The organism is Corynebacterium diphtheriae, from assembly GCF_001457455.1.
Lineage (GTDB): Bacteria > Actinomycetota > Actinomycetes > Mycobacteriales > Mycobacteriaceae > Corynebacterium > Corynebacterium diphtheriae.
Genome location: NZ_LN831026.1, coordinates 1,562,488 through 1,581,352, shown reverse-complemented (window position 1 = coordinate 1,581,352; position 18,865 = coordinate 1,562,488). Strand labels below are relative to the sequence as shown.

Below are 18,865 nucleotides of genomic sequence, written 5' to 3'. Positions count from 1 at the left end.
TGGGGTAGGGCTTCAACCCCGCTAGGGTGAGCCTTGTTGTGGATAAGCGTCTACACTATTGCTTTATGACTTTCACACTTCTCCCCGCCGTCGATGTTGTCGATGGTCAGGCGGTTCGTTTGGATCAAGGTGAAGCCGGAACCGAAAAGTCGTACGGTTCCCCAATTGAGGCTGCACTGAAATGGCAGGAACAGGGGGCATCGTGGCTACATTTCGTGGATTTAGATGCAGCTTTCAACCGTGGATCGAATCATGAGTTGATGGCGGAAGTTGTGAAAATCCTAGATATTAACGTTGAGCTAACCGGCGGCATTCGTGATGACGCATCGCTTAAGCGAGCACTTGCTACCGGTGCGCGTCGTGTCAACATCGGAACTGCCGCTTTGGAAAAACCAGCGTGGATCGAGAAAGTTCTAGGCGAATACGGAGATGCCATCGCTGTCGATATAGCAGTGCGAAATATCGATGGCCAGTGGCGTACTCGTGGCAATGGCTGGGTCTCTGATGGTGGAGATCTTTGGGAGGTACTCGAGCGCCTTGATAGCCAAGGATGCACACGATTTGTGGTCACCGATGTATCTAAGGATGGGACGCTAAGCGGTCCAAATATCGATTTGCTTCGCGACGTTTCCGCGGCAACCGATGCCAAGGTTGTAGCCTCTGGTGGTATCTCTACCTTGGAGGATGTGCTGGAGCTTGCGCGATATGAAGACGAAGGTATTGATTCTGCCATTATTGGCAAAGCGCTGTATGAAGGCCGTTTTACCCTTAAGGAGGCGCTCGCCGCGCTATGACCGATGTTCGGGACCTTTATCATATTGCAGAGGCAATACTCGATGATGCCGAGCGTCTATTCATTCAGGGCATAGGTTCAGCTCCTACAACGTTTAAAAACGGCGGTGATTTTGCCACCGATATGGATCTGAAAATCGAGCAATATCTGCGCACCCAACTGGTCATGATGACTGGAATTCCTGTTTTTGGTGAGGAATACGGTGGAAAGCTAGGAACACCCATGTGGGTGGTTGACCCTATCGATGGCACTGCCAACTATGCGGCAGGCAATCCTATGTCATCGATATTGATAAGTCTCATTGCGGATGGGGAGCCCGTTATCGGGCTGACCTCAGTTCCTATGGTCGGACAGCGTTTCGGTGCGTACGCTGATTCACCATTGTTACTGAATGGCCAGGTTCAACCCCAAATGAATGCTCGGGACCAACGCCATGTTTCCCACGTTGGATTCACATCGATCGCCTCGCCACGAGAATCGTCGTTTCCTACGGTTGTTCGCCAAGGTCTATTAGGTGCCCTAGCACAAACATATCTACGGCCGCGTATCACAGGATCAGTAGGAATTGATTTAGCGTATGCGGCTGCAGGCATTTTTGATGCGGCTTTGAGCCTAAGCCCCAATCTATGGGATAACGCTGCAGGCATCATGCTTGTTCGTGCGGCTGGGGGAGTAGTTACTGACCTTGATGGCAATCAGTGGACTCCTACCTCACAGGGGGTAATTGTAGGTTCGGCCCAATCCCATGAAGTGTTGATGGCTACCATTGACACAATGAGATAGCTATCTCGCGTTACTTTTCCGGCTGTTGTTTGACAAAAGTTACGCAGTTTTAAGTCCCTATGAATTTGTTTCACACAAGGAGCTAACACCATGCCAGTCGCAGTTCGAGTCATTCCATGTTTGGACGTGAAAAACGGTCGCGTGGTTAAAGGAGTTAACTTTGAAGGGCTTAAAGATGCCGGCGATCCAGTCGAGTTGGCTGCTCGTTATGATGCCGAGGGTGCCGACGAACTAACATTTCTCGATGTTTCAGCATCTCAAGATGGCAGAGGAACCATGCTTGAAGTTGTGAGGCGAACAGCAGACCAAGTGTTTATTCCGTTAACTGTTGGCGGTGGTGTTCGCAGCGCCGAGGATGTAGACCAACTACTGCGTGCAGGTGCTGACAAAGTCAGTGTGAATACTTCTGCGATCGCTCGTCCTGAGTTACTTCAAGAGCTTTCTCAGCGTTTCGGTGCTCAGTGTGTCGTCTTAAGCGTGGATGCTCGCCGAGTCCCAGAAGGAGGCAAGCCGCAGCCGTCGGGCTTTGAAGTAACCACACACGGCGGAACTCGTTCCGCTGGAATCGATGCTGTTGAGTGGGCGAAGAAAGGCGAGGCGATGGGCGTGGGCGAAATCTTGTTGAACTCTATGGATGGCGACGGAACAAAGCGTGGATTTGATCTGGAACTGATTGAAAAAGTCCGCCATGCGGTATCTATCCCCGTGATTGCCTCAGGTGGTGCAGGTAAACCTGAGGACTTTCCCCCAGCAATAGCTAGTGGTGCTGATGCAGTTCTTGCAGCTTCAATTTTCCATTTCGGTGAAGTCACAATTTCTGAAGTGAAAAAGCAGGTAGCGGCTGCTGGCTACGAAGTTCGAAGCTAGTACATAAGGAAGGAATATCACATGGACGATCCAGCATCCTATGAGCTCGATCCCAGCATCGCGCAGCGAGTCAAATTCAACAGTGCTGGGTTAGTGCCTGCAGTTGTTCAGTCCACAGATGGGGAAGTTCTCATGCTGGCTTGGATGGATGCTCATGCGTTGGCGTATACCATTGCTACGCGGAAGGGCACGTATTTTTCTCGTTCCCGAAACGAATATTGGATTAAAGGCCTTACTTCAGGTCACACTCAGCAGGTTACAGGTCTGCAATTGGACTGTGATGGCGATACCGTGTTGATGACAGTGGTTCAGCAAGGTGGAGCATGTCACACAGGTGACCGCACCTGCTTTGACGCTGACGTTATCATTTAATTTTTGGTACGGATCAAAAACGTGAGCTGGAAGGGCGGCAACGCACATGGCTGGTAGGAAGATAGTCTCGGCTTTGGCTATCGGACTCGGAGGAATCGTATTGTGGGGCTCCTCGCGAATGCCGTGGCTGCATGTTGAAGCATTTGATGACAAATCGGGTGCAAAACAAGTTGACATGCTGGGAGCGACATGGAGCACGGAGACGACAGCTGTTGCTTTAGTGCTTATAGCTGCTTGTGCCGCTATTCTTGTCTTGCGTAGCGCTGGGCGACGCTTCGTGGCCGTAGTTTCAGCTGTGGCCGCAGCTGGGGGGTTGTGGGCGCCAGTTCAATTACTTTTCAATGAACCCGATGCAACTCGTGCGCTAAATATCTTGACGTCGCATGCAGCGACGGGTCATGCGAAAGACGGTGCTGCGCTCACCGGATGGGCAGAAATCACACATATTTCTGTGCAGGCGCCTTCAGTAATTTTGGCAATGTGTGGTGCGGGTTTCGCACTCATTGCAGCGATTATTGCGACTATGAATCCGGGTCAGGATTCTGTGCAAAAATCGCGGTTTGAACGCCAGCAGGCTCGGAACGAAAAAATCGAGTCGGAGTTGGAAGAAGCTCCGGATTCGGGGCGCGTGCTTTGGGACGCTATCGACGCAGATATTGATCCGACTGATCGCTAGTAGATTCGGCTACGGTAATGCTTCATTGTGACCGTGTACCCGAATGATTTTTTAACTTGGTAGGCAAACAAGTAGCCTAAGAAGTGGCAAACGTCGCTTGAGACCCTGTGGGATGGCTATGGTTACAGTCTTCGATGAGATCATCGCTGGTGTTGTGGAAGACGTTGCCGCGCGCGAAGCGCAGGTTTCATTCCAGGACATCAAAGCGCAGTCTCGTCTGTGCGCGCCACCTAGGGATGCTTGTGGGGCATTGTTAGCAAGTGGCTGTGGAATCATCGCGGAGATCAAAAGGGCAGCACCTGGCCAAGGTTTGCTTGCGGAGATTCCTTCGCCGGTAGATCTGGCTCTTGAGCTCGAGTCCGGCGGTGCGGCGTTGATTGCTTGTCACACAGAGCGCCGGCGGTTTCATGGGTCTTTGACGGAGATGGCGAAGATTCGTCGTCACGTGTCCGTTCCAGTTATGTGTCGCGATTTTATTGTTGATCCCTATCAGATTCATGAAGCTCGCTGCTATGGAGCTGATATGGTGCCGCTTCGGGTAGCTGCGCTTGCGCAGTCACGACTTGTTGCATTGATTGATCGGGTGGAGTCCCTGGGGATGGCTGCGCTTGTCGAGGTACGTGATACTGCGGAGGCATCTCGTGCCTTAGATGCTGGTGCTCGAATTATCGGTGTTAATGCGAGAGATTTTTCTACGATGACCCTTAACCGAGCGGCTTTTTGTGAGATCGCTCCAGGACTTCCTAGCGACGTGGTCCGAGTGGCGCTTTCAGGGGTTCGTAATGCTAAAGAGCTTTTAGACTACGCCTCGGCTGGGGCAGACGCCGTGGTGATTGGTCAAAGCATCGTGACGGCGCAATCGCCTCGAGGGGCGACGCGTGCCTTGGTTGCTGCAGGCCAGCATCCCTCGTGTCCCTCACGTTAGCGAAAGCAACGGTTAAGATGGTCCACAGTGTGGCTTTGTCCTGAGACCAAAATACTGTGGAGAAAAATTAGTGGGAAACATCCAATATCTTGCGGCTATTCCATCGCCTCCTCAAGGTGTATGGCACCTTGGCCCAGTACCGATTCGCGCGTATGCGCTGTGCATTATCGTTGGTATTTTCGTTGCGATGAAGATTGGTTCAGTTCGCTACCAGCAACGAGGCGGTAACCCTGATCTGGTCATCGATGCGGGTATTGTCGCTGTAATTGCCGGAATCATTGGTGGTCGTTTGTATCACGTCCTGACGGATAACCAAAAGTATTTTTGTGCTGATTGCAACCCAGTTGATGTTTTTAAAATTACTAATGGTGGTTTGGGAATTTGGGGAGCGGTAGCGCTTGGCACCATTGCGGTTTACGTCTATCTCAAGAAAAAAGGTGTTGCTTTTGCTCCGTTCGCAGATGCTGTCGCACCTGGAATTATTTTGGCGCAAGCCATTGGACGATTAGGCAACTGGTTTAACCAAGAACTTTATGGCCGTGAAACCTCTGTGCCTTGGGCACTGGAGATCTATTACCGCGTAGACGCATCGGGGAAATTTGCGCCGCTAACGGGGCATTCCACGGGCGAGGTGATGGCTACTGTTCATCCGACGTTTTTATACGAGATGATATGGAACCTTGTAGTTTTCGCGGTGCTGTTGTGGGCCGATAAGAAGTTCCAGTTGGGGCATGGCAGGGTATTTGCGCTGTACGTGGCTGGCTACACTGCGGGTCGATTTGTTGTTGAAAATATGCGTGCCGACGACGCCACGATGGTGTTTGGACTTCGAATCAACGTGATTGTTTCGGTGGTTGTTTGCGCTATAGCAGTGGGGGCTTTGTTCGCGTTACGACGTGGGCGTGAATCCATTTCGAGCTAAAGCTTCACATCTGATTCGTCAAGTGTGATTGAAATCGCTTTCAATTTTTTGGTACGTTGAATTTTGTCCGAATATGTCCGAAAATGCCCGCTTGTGGGCATTTATGGTGTGTGATTTTGGCGTGTGATGGCACCCAACTGGCTATTTAGTTGCCTTTCACACGGCCCGATTCCTAGCGGTGATCCGCTAACAGGGTTAGTGTTTAGGGCATGGAACGTCGAACTAAAATTGTTTGTACATTAGGGCCGGCAGTCGCTTCCCGTGAGGGAATTCTTGGACTGGTTAAAGCCGGCATGAATGTCGCACGTATGAATATGTCACACGGCGACCACGCAGATCATGAGAAGAATTACCAGTGGGTCCGCGAAGCTACGGATGAAACCGGACGCGCTGTTGGTATTCTTGCCGATCTGCAGGGACCAAAGATTCGTCTCGGTCGCTTTATCGATGGCGCAACGGTGTGGGAGAACGGTGAAATCGTTCGTATTACTGTTGATGACATTGAAGGTACACACGACCGTGTGTCTACCACCTACAAGAACCTCGCTAAAGATGCGAAGCCTGGCGATCGTCTTTTGGTCGACGACGGCAAGGTTGCATTGCGCTGTGTTGAAGTAGATGGAAACGATGTTGTTTGTGAGGTCGTAGAAGGCGGCCCAGTTTCTAACAACAAGGGTGTTTCCCTTCCTGGAATGGATATTTCTGTTCCAGCTTTGTCTGAAAAAGACATTGCTGATTTGCGATTCGCTCTCAAGCTCGGTGTTGACATTATCGCGTTGTCCTTCGTCCGTTCCCCAGCAGACGTGGAACTTGTTCATGCCATCATGGATGAAGAAGGTCGCCGTTGCCCAGTGATCGCAAAGCTTGAGAAGCCAGAAGCTATGGACGCTTTGGAGTCCATCGTATTGGCTTTCGACGGCATCATGATTGCTCGCGGTGACTTGGGTGTTGAGTGCCCGTTGGAGCAGGTGCCGCTGTTCCAGAAGCGTGCCATCCAGATTGCTCGTGAAAACGCTAAGCCTGTGATTGTGGCAACCCAGATGCTCGATTCCATGATCGAGAACCTACGCCCAACCCGTGCTGAGGCTTCTGACGTAGCTAACGCTGTTCTTGACGGTGCAGATGCCGTTATGCTGTCCGGTGAGACTTCAGTCGGTATCGATCCAGCTAACGTTGTCCGTACAATGTCACGTATCGTTTCCTACGCTGAGATTGATGGCCGCGTACCAAACTTGGCTCATATTCCACGCACCAAGCGTGGCGTGATTTCCTACTCTGCACGCGACATTGCAGAGCGTTTGAATGCAAAGGCACTTGTAGCATTCACCTCTTCAGGTGATACCGCAAAGCGTGTTGCCCGTTTGCACTCGCAGCTGCCGCTATTGGTCTTTACCCCTCACCAAGAAGTCCGCTCTCAGTTGGCTTTGACTTGGGGTGTAGAAACCTTCCTTACCGACGAGGTTAAGGACACAGACGAGATGATGCGTACGATCGATGAGCAGTTGCTTGCTCTCGATACCTACAGCGAAGACGATATGATCGTGCTCGTAGCCGGAACCCCTCCAGGAGTCCAAGGCAATACCAACATGATCCATGTACACCACCTAGGTGAGGACCTCAACGGTCTATAAACCTTGGATAATAAAAATCCACCGTGGTCAGGGGATAAACCTTTCCACGGTGGATTTGTTATGCACTAGTGGTTAATCGGCGTTGCGTCGATCTTCCATACCTCACGTGCGTAGTCGGAGATAGTGCGGTCGGAGGAAAAGCGGCCGGATTCGCAAATGTTAATCCAGCATTTACGAGCCCATGCCAGACGATCAGACATGTAATCGTTGGCCATACGATCGCGAGTCTCACGGTAGGAGGCATAGTCGCCGAGGACGTAGTAAACGTCGGGAGTCTCCCAGCCGTTGCCGTCGAGAAGCGAACCGCGCAAGTCGTGGAACCAACCGGAATTGTCGTCGTTGACAGTACCGTTGACCAATGCGTCGAGAACGCGCTTGAGGCCTGGGACAGTCTCGTACTTCTCGTAAGGGTTGTAGTGAGCCTTGAGCTCCGGAAGCTCCTCGTTCTTAGCACCGAAAATGTAGGCGTTGTCGTCGCCAACCGCATCGAGGATTTCCACGTTGGCACCATCGAGAGTACCGAGAGTTAGTGCACCGTTCATCATGAACTTCATGTTGGACGTGCCGGATGCTTCCTTACCTGCGGTAGAAATCTGCTCGGAAACATCAGAAGCCGGGATGATGTGCTCTGCGGGCGAAACGTTGTAGTTTTCTACGAACACTACCTTGAGCGTCTTGGAAACCTCAGGATCATTGTTTACTAGCTCAGCAATGGCGTTGATCAGCTTGATAATAGCCTTTGCACGGATGTAGCCAGGTGCAGCCTTTGCACCGAAGATGAAGGTGCGTGGCGCGATACTGGTTTCACCATCTTCCTTGATGCGGAAGTAGAGATCCATGATGTACAAGGCATTGAGGAGCTGGCGCTTGTACTCGTGAAGTCGCTTGATCTGAGTGTCGTAGATGGAATCGGAATCTACGGTGATTCCTTGACGATCCTCAATCCAGCGGGCGAAATCAACCTTGTTGGCAGTCTTGATCTCCAGTAGCTCCTTCATCACCGCGTCGTCATTGACAAATTCGCGGAGTTTATGCAGCTCGGACAAATCGGTTACCCAAGCATCGGAGCCCAATAGGCGGGTGAGCAACGCAGACAGACGTGGGTTGCACATCTTGAGCCAACGGCGAGGTGTCACACCGTTTGTCTTGTTATTGAACTTTTCTGGCCAGAACTCATGCCAATCGCGCAGCGTTTCGGCTTTGATGATCTCGGTGTGCAGCGCTGCCACGCCATTGATGGAGAATGCTGCGTAGCAGGCGATCCATGCCATGTGAACGTTGCCGTCTTGGACGGGTGCCATGTAGTCAATCTGGCCTTGGTCAACGCCACGAGCTTGCATTTCCTCGCGGAAGCGGCGATCGATTTCCTGAGTGATTTCCCACACGCGGTAGAACAACTGCTGGAAGATGGAAACATTCCACTGTTCCAGTGCTTCGGCGAGAACCGTGTGGTTGGTGTAAGCAAACGTGCCTTGAACTACTGCCCAAGCATCGTCCCAGCTCATGTCGTGTTCATCAAGAAGCAGGCGCATGAGCTCAGGGATGGCGAGCACCGGGTGGGTGTCGTTGAGCTGAATGCTGTTGTACTTGTGGAAGTCACGTAGGTCAGTGCCGTGATGCTCGATGTAGTTGTCGATCATCTGCTGCAAGGATGCAGAAACGAAGAAGTACTGCTGGCGTACACGCAGCACCTTGCCGGCGTAAGTGGTGTCGTTAGGGTAGAGGACACGGCAAATATCCATGACTCGTTCGCGTTCAACGATTGCGTCGGTGAAGCGCTGTGAGTTAAAGGCGTCGTAGTCGAATTCTTCTACTGGTTCGGCCTTCCATAGGCGCAGTGTACCTACGTTATCGGTGCCGTAGCCGGTGATTGGCATGTCGTATGGGGTAGCGCGGACAACCATGTCGTCGAATGTGACGGTGCGCTGTTGATCGTCACGGCGAATGGTAAAGGGGTAGCCATCTTCGCGCCATGCATCAGGGTGCTCGGTTTGGAAACCGTTGTCGAAGGTCTGCTTGAACAGGCCGTAGCGGTACAAGATTCCGTAGCCGGTAACTGGGAAGTCTTGGGTAGCGCATGAATCGAGGAAGCATGCTGCTAGGCGTCCAAGACCACCATTGCCTAGTGCTGCATCGTTTTCTGCTTCGAGTACGTCGGCGAGTTCGTGGCCGTTGTTACGAACCTCTTCGGCGACGGACTCGTCTAAGCCTAGGTTGGTGAGGTTATTGAGAAGTGCACGTCCCATGAGGAACTCCGCAGAAAAATAGTGCTGCTGGCGCGTTGCACTATATGCCTTGGTTGTGGCATCCCAATTGTCGGCTAGTTGCTGCATGACTGCAGCGGAGAGTCCGAACCAGAACTTGCGGTCGGTTGCATCTGCGGGGGCAGTGCCTGATGCTGCACGGACGTAGCCGGCGATGTTCATATCAGCGCAGGCAGGGTGGGAAACCGAGGTGGACACGTGTCCTGTTTCGGGGGAGCGATGTTTGCTCATACCTACTCCTAAAAGTATTTCTTATGCTCTATAAGTACGACACTTACGATGTACTTATTCGAAGTGCTATCTTACTTGTCTGTTTTGTGTTCTCGGAGCCAAATGGGCATTCCGATCGGAACCTAATTATGGGCTAAGTCACTTTGAGGGTGAGTATCTGGGGTGAGATAACTGAGTACGGCAATAATTGCAGCTTGCGTTGACGAGGTGACTGTCGGGACAAAATCTGGCAGGAACGTTCCTGAATGGTTCACAGGAATGTCTTGATCGATGGTGCCTGCTTCACACGCAGCTTCCCATTGTTGTTGAGGGGTACAACCGACTGTCCAAAAAAGATATGGTGCCTGAAATGCGTCCGGAATGTTGGAAAAGTCTTCCGACGCTGTCCACTTTTCTGCTTGTGTTGACTTATCGCCAAAGTGGGCGTCGAGTTGTGGTCTAACCGCAGCAAAGACTTCACTATTGTTACTGGTCAAGGGGCCGTGTGCGAAGTACCTGAATGTTGGATCGACGGTTGTCGACTGGGCTGCGCACTCGGCACGTACGACGCGTTCAATTGCGGAGTAGAGGGTATCGCGTACCCCCTCGTCGTACATGCGACAGTTCACAACAATGCGGGCTGTACCTGGAATGGTGTTATTCGAATTTCCTGACTCTAACGTGCCCACAGACACGACTGCGAATTGGTCTGGTGGGATTTCACGCCCGACAATTCCTTGCAATCTAATCACGATCATCGAGGCAATATATGTGGGATCTATGGCGTTATGGGGCATGGAACCGTGTGCGGAGCGGCCCGTGATAATTATCTCAATAGAATCGCAGGCCGCGAGTGCAGGTCCAGGCATTGTCATCACTTGGCCAGCAGGTCCTGGCACAATGTGCTGACCAAAGCAGACATCGGGGCGCGGGATTGCGCGGCCTAATCCGTCGGCGACCATGGCTGCGGCACCTTGACCATTTTCTTCCGATGGTTGGAACAATGCCACAAACGTTCCTGACCACGCATCGCGATGAGCATTCAGGGCTGCACAACATCCCAAAAGCGCAGTGGTATGCATGTCATGACCACAAGCATGCATGACGGGCACCAAAGTGCCATTGCGATCTTGTTTGCGTGTCGACGCAAACTCGGCACCCGTGAGCTCTAGTACTGGCAAACCATCGAAATCGGCGCGCATGAGAACGCAAGGGCCGTCGCCATTGTGAAAAACAGCGACAATTCCATAGCCACCAATATGGGTAGTGACCTTGCAATCAAATTGATCCAGTTCGTTGCAGATCATTTGGGCGGTCCACTGCTCGGTGCCCGATAATTCTGGATGCTGGTGCATGCGCTTATATATGTCGCGCTGCCACTCTAAGCGTTCCATACTGTGTGCGAGCACTGTTTTCATAGTGGAAGATTTGGCTTCGTTAAAAGTCATAAACTCCACCATAGGGGAAAGCATATAACTCGCTGTAGTTGCGCTACATGTTGAGATTTTTGTTGTACAAAAGACTATTTCGACGCACGGAACATTCGGTGGCAATCCGAATAGAACCATCGATGGCACCACTGTCTCTGAGCTCATAAAGTCGAGGCACGACCCGATCACGGACATCCCACGGAGACAAAGTGTTGAGATACACCTTGGTACTTCCCTCAAAACCTGCCAGTGTTGATACGCGCCACTTGATCATCACTCGCCATGGCATTGCGATATCAAGATCGATAGGCTTGTGGTGCCATTCTTCATTGCACGGAACGTGTGGGCCAGCTGCAGCATGACATGCATGAATGAGATCACTCATCGCCTTAATTTCTTCATTCGTTTGTAACCATGGCTCAGGGGTAGCCGAACGAGAAAAAACTTCCAATGTGGGATAACGGTGACCAAAACCAGCAAAGCAGACTGCATGATCATTTTCCGCGATGATCAAATTGCGCTGGCCTGCGTAGTCAACAGCCCACTCGTTGTACATGTTGGGGTAATTGCGTAGTTTGGCTATTTCCGTTTCCCCATGCACGCCACGCTCATCGATGGCAACAAGCTGCTTATGCAGATGGTCAAAGGATGCGCCAGCTGGCTTTAACCAGTTTTGGAATACTGCCACATAGGGTGCATACCTATTGCGCTGATAAGCTTCGCGCAGTGCGTCGACAGTAAAGAAAATAAAGGCAAAATGCTCGTCCGGACTCAGCGTCCCAGCAGACGCGAGCTGATCACTTTGTGTTGCATCAGGGACAAAATGACGTTGTCCGATGATGAGGTCATGGCCGCCTCCGAAAAATGCTTCGCCTTGGGGGAACAAGGTGGCGTCGTCAGGCATTTCCTGTATTCCTGCGGCCTGGAGTTTTGTGCGCACCGTGGCAAGCACATGCTCTCGGCCTTTTTCGGTGCTGATATAGGACTGCATCCAATCTGTGGTTTCAAGATCCATACTGAAGCCGTAGTTGTTGCGCCAGTAATCATAAGAAACAATTTCGAACAGATTAGAAACCCTACGAAACGCAGGAACTGAATCGTGCAAACGATCCGGCAACACTCCTCGAAGTATTGTCCAGCCGTCATCGTCACGAACGATACGAGCCTTTTCAGGCGGAGTATCGAGATAACGATCCGAACAAAAAGCGCAAGTATTTGAGTGATCACTTGGTGTAATCGGAGTGATATTCCCTTGTGGCGTAGATAGTGGTCTATGGCCACGGCCTGGGACTGTCCACACCTCCGTGCCCGAAAACGGGTTGACCTGCTTTATGGTTCCATCAGACATTGTCTGGATAGCGGTGGGGTGAGAGTACATGTGGCCGTTCATATCTTTCAAGGATATTCGCTAGGCTAAGCACATGCCTAGGATTGTGTTTGACTGTTTAATTGACGAACCTGCAGCCCGTCATCTTATCGAGCGTATCGACGCTCTCACAGCGCTGCTGGTGCGAGACAACGTAGTGCACAGCGCGCACGTGGATCATCAACCGCAATCTCCTCAACCAGACAGTGTTCGCGAAGAACTAACCACTACATATCTGCGCGATCGAGGTGCGGAAACCGCAGATGAGCTCAGCGATGACGTCGTAGCGCTCGATGAGTTATCCCTCCAGCGATTTACCATCGTGGTTGATGGTTTGAACGGATCACTCAACGAGACGGCAATGACATATTCGCGCCTGCTCACCCCCGCCGCACGCTTGAGTAACGATGCACTCGACTTCACAGACGAGCAACGCTACGAAGTTCCAGCAGCTTATCCTTGGACCGTTTTTGTCAGCGCATAAGTAGTAAAGGCCTGTTGCGCTGCGGAACGGATCTGATCTCGCACGCTCAAATGCTCCTTGAAGTCAGGTAGCTCGACTGCTGTCATCGATAAATGATCGAATTGTTGAGAGCAACTAGGCTCTACGCTACCGGCAAGAACCATCATGTCTACGTCATGCTGTGCTGCGAGACGGGCGATAGTGCCAACGACCTTGGTATTAAACGAAGTATGATCCAAGCGGCCTTCACCAGTAATCACGAGATCGGCATTCGCAATGTGTTCTTCAAGATTGCATGCGTTGGCAACCACCTGCGCGCCGGGCATGATAACCACATTGTTATTGTTGCCATGGATAAGGCTAGAAAGCCATGTGATTCCAATGGGAAGTCCGCCTGCGGCACCTAGACCTGGGGTTGTTGGATCAACACCGGAAACAGCACAGATTGTTGCGATCCCGTTTTCTAACATGGCTATGTCTTCCGCGGAGGCTCCTTTTGGGGCAGCAAAGGTATGTGCTGTGCCTTCAGGACCAGTTGCAGGGGAGTTAACGTCGGTAAGCAGTACCCACGACATGGCAGCCGCAGGGATGTTTACTTGGGCGGTGTCGAGATAATCAAGCTCGCCGAGGGCTCCACCGCCTTGGCGTAGGGGCAGGCCTTGCTTATTCATAGGTGTTGCACCTAATGCCACTAAAATTCCGGTTCCGGCATCGGTGGTGGCAGTTCCGCCTAGTCCCAATACAATGCGTCGAGCACCTCGAGTTTGTGCATCCGCAATAAGGACACCGGTGCCGTAAGTATCTGCAGTAAGCGGGCGAAGTTCATCTTCTACTGCAGGTAATCCGGAGGCTGCTGCCACATCAATGTACGCAGTTTCCGATTGTGGGTCGAAACGATAAGTCGCTTCGGTGAGTCGGCCATTGGCATCTGTTGTCGGAAGCGTGATGTCGATTCCTTCGAAGCATGACGACGTACCTTCGCCACCGTCCGCCATGGGAACCGTTGTTATCTCAACGTTTATGCCTTCGCACTCGTTGCTTTGAGCGGCTGCTTGAATGCCTTCCGCAATAAAAGCTGCAGCTTGTGAAGTGGTAGCGGTGGATTTAAAAGAATCTGGAGCGATCACAATCTTGAACGTGCGATTGGGGTGGGGCATACCTATCCTTGTGCATTTTGGGGTGACAGTAGTAGTAGAATTGTGGAGTATTGATCCTAAACATTGTACGGGGACGCTTGTAGATACCAAGCCGACAAGATTTCTACTATTCGATTGAAACCTCCTGATTTTTTGGAAGATTTTTGGATTTTTGAGGCTATCGGTCAAAAATTTTTAGCCTCAAGGGTTTCGCTATTATCGCAGTTAAATGCATTTATATCTACGCGTAGGGGAGTGGGGTGGGGAAAGAATTTGGTTAACTTTCGATAGTTCAATAGGAATTTTGTTTTTGCTTGTGTAGAGTCTCACTTGCTGGATAACACACCGGCCGAAAACGGACATAGCTCAAGCGGCTAGATAGCTGCAGGGGCATAGTCCTTAATTTCGGAGACCACGTTCCTGAGGAGGTACGAAAATGTCGTCTATCGATGAGAAGGTGCAGGGCTACTACGAGCTGCTTTTGAAGCGAAACCCTGCGGAGCCGGAATTCCACCAGGCGGTTAGCGAAGTCCTTGACTCTCTGAAAATTGTTTTGGAAAAGGATCCTCACTACGCGGACTATGGCTTGATTCAGCGCTTGTGTGAGCCTGAGCGCCAGCTTATGTTCCGCGTTCCATGGGTAGATGACAACGGAGTTGTCCAGGTTAACCGTGGTTTCCGCGTTCAATTTAACTCGGCCATCGGTCCTTACAAGGGCGGTCTGCGTTTCCACCCATCCGTTAACTTAGGCATCATCAAGTTCTTAGGCTTTGAGCAGATCTTTAAGAACTCTTTGACCGGTCTTCCTATCGGCGGTGGCAAGGGTGGTTCCGACTTCGACCCTAAGGGTAAGTCTGATGCAGAAATTATGCGCTTCTGCCAGTCCTTCATGACAGAGCTTTACCGCCACATCGGCGAGTACCGTGACGTTCCTGCTGGCGACATCGGAGTTGGCGGCCGCGAGATTGGTTATCTATTCGGTCAGTACCGTCGACTAGCAAACCAGCATGAGTCCGGTGTTTTGACCGGTAAGGGTCTTACCTGGGGCGGATCCTTGGTCCGTACCGAGGCTACCGGTTATGGATTGGTGTACTTCACTGCTGAGATGCTTGCTCATCACGGCCAGTCCTTCGAGGGTAAGAAAGTTATTGTTTCCGGTTCCGGCAACGTGGCAATTTACGCCATCGAGAAAGCTCAGGAACTGGGCGCAACCGTGATTGGTTTCTCTGATTCTTCTGCTTGGGTTGAAACTCCTAACGGTGTGGATGTTGTCAAACTCAAGGAGATCAAGGAAGTCCGTCGTGAGCGTGTATCGAGCTATGTCGACGAAGTTGAAGGCGCAATCCTACACACTGAGGGCTCGATTTGGGATCTCACCTGTGATGTTGCTCTTCCATGTGCCACCCAAAACGAGCTTGATGGCGAGCATGCAAAGAAACTAGCTGACAATGGCTGTGCCTTCGTTGCAGAGGGTGCCAACATGCCATCGACTGCTGATGCTATCGAGGTCTACCGCGAGCGTGGAATCCACTTTGGTCCAGGTAAGGCTGCTAACGCTGGTGGCGTGGCAACCTCAGCACTGGAGATGCAGCAGAACGCATCTCGTGATTCGTGGAGCTTCGAGTATGCAGATCAGCGCCTTCACGAGATCATGAAGGGTATCTTCAAGAACTGTGAGTCTACTGCTCGCGAATATGGTCATGAGGGTGACTATGTAGTAGGTGCCAACATTGCAGGCTTCAAGAAGGTCGCAGATGCGATGCTTGCACAAGGTGTCATCTAAGCTCTGTTAACGTGTGCAGTGGCCCCCTCTAGTACTAGTCTGTGATGTCTAGTGACTTCTTGGACTCGGAGTCCAGTTAGTTTTTTGACTCGGAGTCCAGGAAGTTTATGGACAGGATGTCTAACGACTTTTTAGACTCTGGCTTCTTGACAATGTGGGGATGGCAATTCCTATTACGCTCCGCAAGAAGATAGCGGATTTCGACCCCATCCGTGAGGGCATCACGGTCCAGCAGTTCTGCAAGAACATCGGCGTATAGAAGCAGACGTATTACAACATCAAAGCACGTATCGCCGAACGCGGGCGGGCTGGCATTGTGCCGGACAGCACGGCACCGCTGAACCCGCGACGGGTCTACGATGACACGATTCGACAACAGGTCCTGCAAGCTCGCGGTACGTTACAAGCCCGCGGCCAAGACTGCGGCCCATGGTCAATCTTCTACTTCTTCCTCGACGAACTCGGCTACGACCAACCACCGTCACGAGCTTTAATCGCACAATGGTTGCACGAGGCTGGCGTCGCTGACATCAATGCACGTAAACGACCACGTAAGTCCTACAAGGACTTTGCTAGGGGCGAAGTCAATGAACTGTGGCAGATTGATGCGTTTGTCTACAGGCTCTTCGCTGTGCCTCACACGCACGTGACTATCTACCAAGTCGTCGACGATGCCAGCCGCTTCGACGTCGGCTCCCAAGCTTTTGGAACTCCAGAAAACGGCACCGATGCCCGCATCACGCTCAGTGGAGCCATTGATGCTTACGGACTTCCCCAAGAAGTCCTCTCTGACAACGGTGATTCCTTTGCCACCTACCATCGCGGCCGGCTGTCGCACACCGAACGCTGGCTCGCCAGCCTGAAAGTTAAATCAAGTGCGGGCTTTGCTCCCACGACGCAAGGCAAAGACGAGCGATCACACCAATCCATGACCAAGTTTTTGGATGCTCGTACCTCGACGACGCTGGCGCAGGCCCAACAGCTGATTGTCGACTACCGCAACTTCTACAACACACGCCGTCGCCACCAAGGACTTCTCAGGGGCAAGATGCACATGACCCCAGCCCAAGCTTGGGAGATTATCTCGCATGCCCAGCCACCGACGCAGCCGATTGACCCAGATGTTTTATGGACGAAAATCGCGAAACATTATCATCGGATTCACCCCGACAACCGGGTGGATGCCTTAGCAGTCGACACGGTGGTCGCGACAGATAATGCCCTGCCTGAAGTGGCAGCTTCAGGCAGGGCACCAGGTAACGACACTCAGGCGATCCAGCAAGATACACCCTACGCCGATTCTTTAACCGTAATGCCACGCTCTACCGGTGTAAATGCACTCTGGCCTATCCCAGACAAGCTGTGGATTAACAAAAGCGGGGTGGTACGCGTCATGGGACACGGTCTCTATGTCGGGCTGCGCTTCAAAAATCGAGCCATCTACAGCAGCGTAGCTGATGACTATGTGGAATTTTTTACTGATCACGATGGTGAGAAATTGTTTTCATTTCCGCTACCGATCCAACTGAATCAGCGTCCACCCGGCGGTCAAATCAACATTAACCACGTTGTCGGCATGTGGCACCGACAACACCTAGAGCTAAAATCCAACCTCTCTGGGCCACGGTCAAGCCGCCGGAAAGAAGCCAAGCTAGCACCAGTACAAAAACTCCGTGGACTCCCCGTCCAAAAAGCGGGGAGACTCCGCGTCCACAAAGTCCCTAGACTCCAAGTCCAAAAACCTCATGGACATAACAGTTAAACGCTAACCTCTCATCCCCGCTACTGAAGATAGGGTTCGGAGCGGGGATGAGTTGTATAAGGGGGCAGACCATGGGGCAGAAATACCTTGGTGAAGCAGACAGAGTATGTCTTCTGGCTTAGTGCTTATGCCGTTGTAATGGCCGTAAAACGATAGCTGCGCCGGCCGGGCACAAGCCCGACCGGCGCAGCCAGTCTCTCTTTAGGCTCCTACGAGGTAGGAAGGTCCTCGCTTAGGCGAAGAACTTGCGGCGTGCAGCGAATGCAGCAGCTGCAACCATGGCAGCTACGGCCAAGCCAGCCAGGCCGCGTGCAACGGTGTTGGAGCCGGTCTCAGCGGACATACCGCGGGTAGTGCCGGTGGTCTTCGCGCCGTCAGCGAGCTTACCGCCCTGGGCCATAACTTTGTCCTTGTTAGCGTTCAGCAACTGCTCGGAAGCAGCCTTTTCCTCAGCGGTCGGCTCCTGGTTCTTGCGTGCCTCGTCCTTGACGTAGGTCTTGCCATCTTGGGACAAGTACCAGGTGATGCCACCGATGATCAATGCAGCGGGCAGCGCTAACCAAGCCAGCTTCTTCTTGTCGAATTCAGGCTTCGTATCTTCAGGCTTCGTTTCTTCAGAAGGGAATGCCTTTGCGTAAGCGTCACGCATCTCGGGGGTGATCTCTTCATTCACCAGAGCCGGGTCTTTGACGTAAACCGACGGATCCTTCATGCTCTGGTACCAAGTGTTGAGATTGGAGTCTACCTTGGTGGCAGGTGCAGGAATTGCGGAGGTGTCCTGCTGCTCCTTAACGAACTTTTCTGCCTGCTCAGCAGTCAAGCGAACAGGGTTGCCTGCGACCGGCTTGGACAGCCAAGAACCGTCTTCCTGTTTGAAGTACTCGACACCATCGACGGTAATCGGATCGGCAGCAACATCATGGCGTTCAGCATAGTCGGTGGTGGCGGTCTCTACCGGATCCGAATTTTGAGCTTGAGCAACAGCTGCGCCGCCGAAGGTGAGTGCGCCGGTCAGGGCAGCAGCGGTCAGGGTCTGTGGCAAACGCTTCATGCGTTTCTCCTTCTGAGGGAATTTGGGTACTTGCCGAAAGTTCTAGTACTTCTGGACAAAATCATAATAACAACCGTTTTCACAGCTGTCACGTTAAAAATATTGATGAACATCTCTTAAGTCCGGTTTTCGGTGCCGTGCAGGAGCTCTTTAGAACGCGCGTTCCCTCCCCTTAAAGCGCACTAAAGTTGCTCGTCGTGCGAGGGAAACTGCAGGTAGAAGGGTTAAGTTTCTTTAGGTGGGGTGCTGGTTTGAATTCGAAACCTAACACCAAGAGGGTGGAAGGGGGAGGTAACGGGGGTGAGGGAGGTGGGGGCGTCCGCAAGCAAAGGCAGTGTTTTGGTACAAGCGCTTGCGTGTGGCTGAGTGTATGGGTTGCGAAACCTGGTCGGCTCGTAGTGGTGCGTTTCCGAACCGCCGGTCCGAGACCC

Annotated in this window: 15 protein-coding genes and 1 pseudogene; 11 read left to right on the top strand and 5 right to left on the bottom strand. The window is 52.1% G+C overall.

The genetic code is table 11. From position 1 onward, the window contains the following. The first annotated feature begins 65 nt into the window (after positions 1–65). From priA to pyk, 8 genes are all read left to right on the top strand, one after another. Positions 66–794 (top strand): bifunctional 1-(5-phosphoribosyl)-5-((5-phosphoribosylamino)methylideneamino)imidazole-4-carboxamide isomerase/phosphoribosylanthranilate isomerase PriA, encoded by a 729-nt coding sequence (gene priA / locus AT687_RS07620; RefSeq protein ID WP_021335101.1) that lies wholly within the window; start codon positions 66–68, stop codon positions 792–794. Beyond that, the gene (locus AT687_RS07615; RefSeq protein WP_010935153.1) at positions 791–1,576 is read left to right on the top strand and encodes an inositol monophosphatase family protein; all 786 of its coding nucleotides are present in this window, start codon (positions 791–793) and stop codon (positions 1,574–1,576) included. Before priA ends, AT687_RS07615 begins: the two co-directional genes overlap by 4 nt. Positions 1,577–1,666: 90 nt before the next feature. After that, entirely contained in the window at positions 1,667–2,443 is a 777-nt protein-coding gene (hisF, locus tag AT687_RS07610) for an imidazole glycerol phosphate synthase subunit HisF (RefSeq protein ID WP_014303603.1), read from the top strand. 21 nt (positions 2,444–2,464) lie between these two features. Then, a complete protein-coding gene (gene hisI / locus AT687_RS07605) occupies positions 2,465–2,815 on the top strand; it encodes a phosphoribosyl-AMP cyclohydrolase (protein WP_003852067.1) in 351 nt (116 codons plus the stop codon). 46 nt (positions 2,816–2,861) lie between these two features. Continuing rightward, on the top strand, positions 2,862–3,491 hold the full coding sequence (locus tag AT687_RS07600) for a TIGR02234 family membrane protein (RefSeq protein ID WP_014308485.1): 630 nt from the start codon (positions 2,862–2,864) through the stop codon (positions 3,489–3,491). A 118-nt stretch (positions 3,492–3,609) separates the two neighbouring features. Next, positions 3,610–4,416: an indole-3-glycerol phosphate synthase TrpC gene (trpC, locus tag AT687_RS07595; RefSeq protein WP_014317981.1), complete on the top strand. Its 807-nt coding sequence runs from the start codon at positions 3,610–3,612 to the stop codon at positions 4,414–4,416. Between the two features lie 70 nt (positions 4,417–4,486). Beyond that, positions 4,487–5,338, top strand: a complete 852-nt coding sequence (lgt, locus tag AT687_RS07590; protein WP_014319182.1) for a prolipoprotein diacylglyceryl transferase — start codon at positions 4,487–4,489, stop codon at positions 5,336–5,338. A 209-nt stretch (positions 5,339–5,547) separates the two neighbouring features. Next, a complete protein-coding gene (gene pyk, locus AT687_RS07585; RefSeq protein WP_003852060.1) occupies positions 5,548–6,969 on the top strand; it encodes a pyruvate kinase in 1,422 nt (473 codons plus the stop codon). A gap of 65 nt (positions 6,970–7,034) precedes the next feature. Here pyk and AT687_RS07580 read toward each other — a convergent pair whose 3' ends face one another. The 3 genes from AT687_RS07580 to AT687_RS07570 form a co-directional block, all read right to left on the bottom strand. Next, the gene (locus tag AT687_RS07580; protein WP_014319181.1) at positions 7,035–9,464 is read right to left on the bottom strand and encodes a glycogen/starch/alpha-glucan phosphorylase; all 2,430 of its coding nucleotides are present in this window, start codon (positions 9,462–9,464) and stop codon (positions 7,035–7,037) included. 122 nt (positions 9,465–9,586) lie between these two features. Continuing rightward, positions 9,587–10,891, bottom strand: coding sequence for an amidohydrolase (locus AT687_RS07575; protein ID WP_014308481.1), 1,305 nt, complete (start codon positions 10,889–10,891; stop codon positions 9,587–9,589). Positions 10,892–10,934: 43 nt separating this feature from the next. Next, the gene (locus AT687_RS07570; protein WP_014319179.1) at positions 10,935–12,263 is read right to left on the bottom strand and encodes a DUF4921 family protein; all 1,329 of its coding nucleotides are present in this window, start codon (positions 12,261–12,263) and stop codon (positions 10,935–10,937) included. Positions 12,264–12,294: 31 nt separating this feature from the next. Between AT687_RS07570 and AT687_RS07565 the strand changes: the two genes are divergently transcribed. After that, positions 12,295–12,723 carry a hypothetical protein gene (locus AT687_RS07565; protein WP_014319178.1) on the top strand — a complete coding sequence of 143 codons (429 nt, stop codon included), beginning with the start codon at positions 12,295–12,297 and terminating at the stop codon, positions 12,721–12,723. Here the strand turns inward: AT687_RS07565 and AT687_RS07560 are convergent. After that, on the bottom strand, positions 12,693–13,859 hold the full coding sequence (locus tag AT687_RS07560; protein WP_014319177.1) for a glycerate kinase: 1,167 nt from the start codon (positions 13,857–13,859) through the stop codon (positions 12,693–12,695). The genes AT687_RS07565 and AT687_RS07560 overlap by 31 nt on opposite strands. A gap of 415 nt (positions 13,860–14,274) precedes the next feature. Here AT687_RS07560 and gdhA point away from each other — a divergent pair, with 415 nt between their 5' ends. Together gdhA and AT687_RS07550 are read left to right on the top strand one after the other, a co-directional pair. After that, on the top strand, positions 14,275–15,621 hold the full coding sequence (gene gdhA / locus AT687_RS07555; RefSeq protein ID WP_014319176.1) for an NADP-specific glutamate dehydrogenase: 1,347 nt from the start codon (positions 14,275–14,277) through the stop codon (positions 15,619–15,621). A gap of 160 nt (positions 15,622–15,781) precedes the next feature. Next, positions 15,782–17,266: pseudogene (locus AT687_RS07550) on the top strand (integrase core domain-containing protein); the annotation flags it as partial. A gap of 349 nt (positions 17,267–17,615) precedes the next feature. Here the strand turns inward: AT687_RS07550 and AT687_RS07545 are convergent. Beyond that, positions 17,616–18,434: a hypothetical protein gene (locus AT687_RS07545; protein WP_014319174.1), complete on the bottom strand. Its 819-nt coding sequence runs from the start codon at positions 18,432–18,434 to the stop codon at positions 17,616–17,618. Between the last annotated feature and the right edge of the window lie 431 nt (positions 18,435–18,865).

What these genes read in the sequence shown, in the direction of transcription:
- AT687_RS07615 (WP_010935153.1), top strand. Translation starts at nt 791, where the DNA reads ATGACCGATGTTCGGGACCTTTATCATATTGCAGAGGCAATACTCGAT.
- AT687_RS07565 (WP_014319178.1), top strand. Translation starts at nt 12,295, where the DNA reads ATGCCTAGGATTGTGTTTGACTGTTTAATTGACGAACCTGCAGCCCGT.
- pyk (WP_003852060.1), top strand. Translation starts at nt 5,548, where the DNA reads ATGGAACGTCGAACTAAAATTGTTTGTACATTAGGGCCGGCAGTCGCT.
- priA (WP_021335101.1), top strand. Translation starts at nt 66, where the DNA reads ATGACTTTCACACTTCTCCCCGCCGTCGATGTTGTCGATGGTCAGGCG.
- AT687_RS07600 (WP_014308485.1), top strand. Translation starts at nt 2,862, where the DNA reads ATGGCTGGTAGGAAGATAGTCTCGGCTTTGGCTATCGGACTCGGAGGA.
- AT687_RS07560 (WP_014319177.1), bottom strand. Translation starts at nt 13,859, where the DNA reads ATGCCCCACCCCAATCGCACGTTCAAGATTGTGATCGCTCCAGATTCT.
- AT687_RS07570 (WP_014319179.1), bottom strand. Translation starts at nt 12,263, where the DNA reads ATGAACGGCCACATGTACTCTCACCCCACCGCTATCCAGACAATGTCT.
- gdhA (WP_014319176.1), top strand. Translation starts at nt 14,275, where the DNA reads ATGTCGTCTATCGATGAGAAGGTGCAGGGCTACTACGAGCTGCTTTTG.
- AT687_RS07575 (WP_014308481.1), bottom strand. Translation starts at nt 10,891, where the DNA reads ATGACTTTTAACGAAGCCAAATCTTCCACTATGAAAACAGTGCTCGCA.
- trpC (WP_014317981.1), top strand. Translation starts at nt 3,610, where the DNA reads ATGGTTACAGTCTTCGATGAGATCATCGCTGGTGTTGTGGAAGACGTT.
- hisF (WP_014303603.1), top strand. Translation starts at nt 1,667, where the DNA reads ATGCCAGTCGCAGTTCGAGTCATTCCATGTTTGGACGTGAAAAACGGT.
- AT687_RS07580 (WP_014319181.1), bottom strand. Translation starts at nt 9,464, where the DNA reads ATGAGCAAACATCGCTCCCCCGAAACAGGACACGTGTCCACCTCGGTT.
- AT687_RS07545 (WP_014319174.1), bottom strand. Translation starts at nt 18,434, where the DNA reads ATGAAGCGTTTGCCACAGACCCTGACCGCTGCTGCCCTGACCGGCGCA.
- hisI (WP_003852067.1), top strand. Translation starts at nt 2,465, where the DNA reads ATGGACGATCCAGCATCCTATGAGCTCGATCCCAGCATCGCGCAGCGA.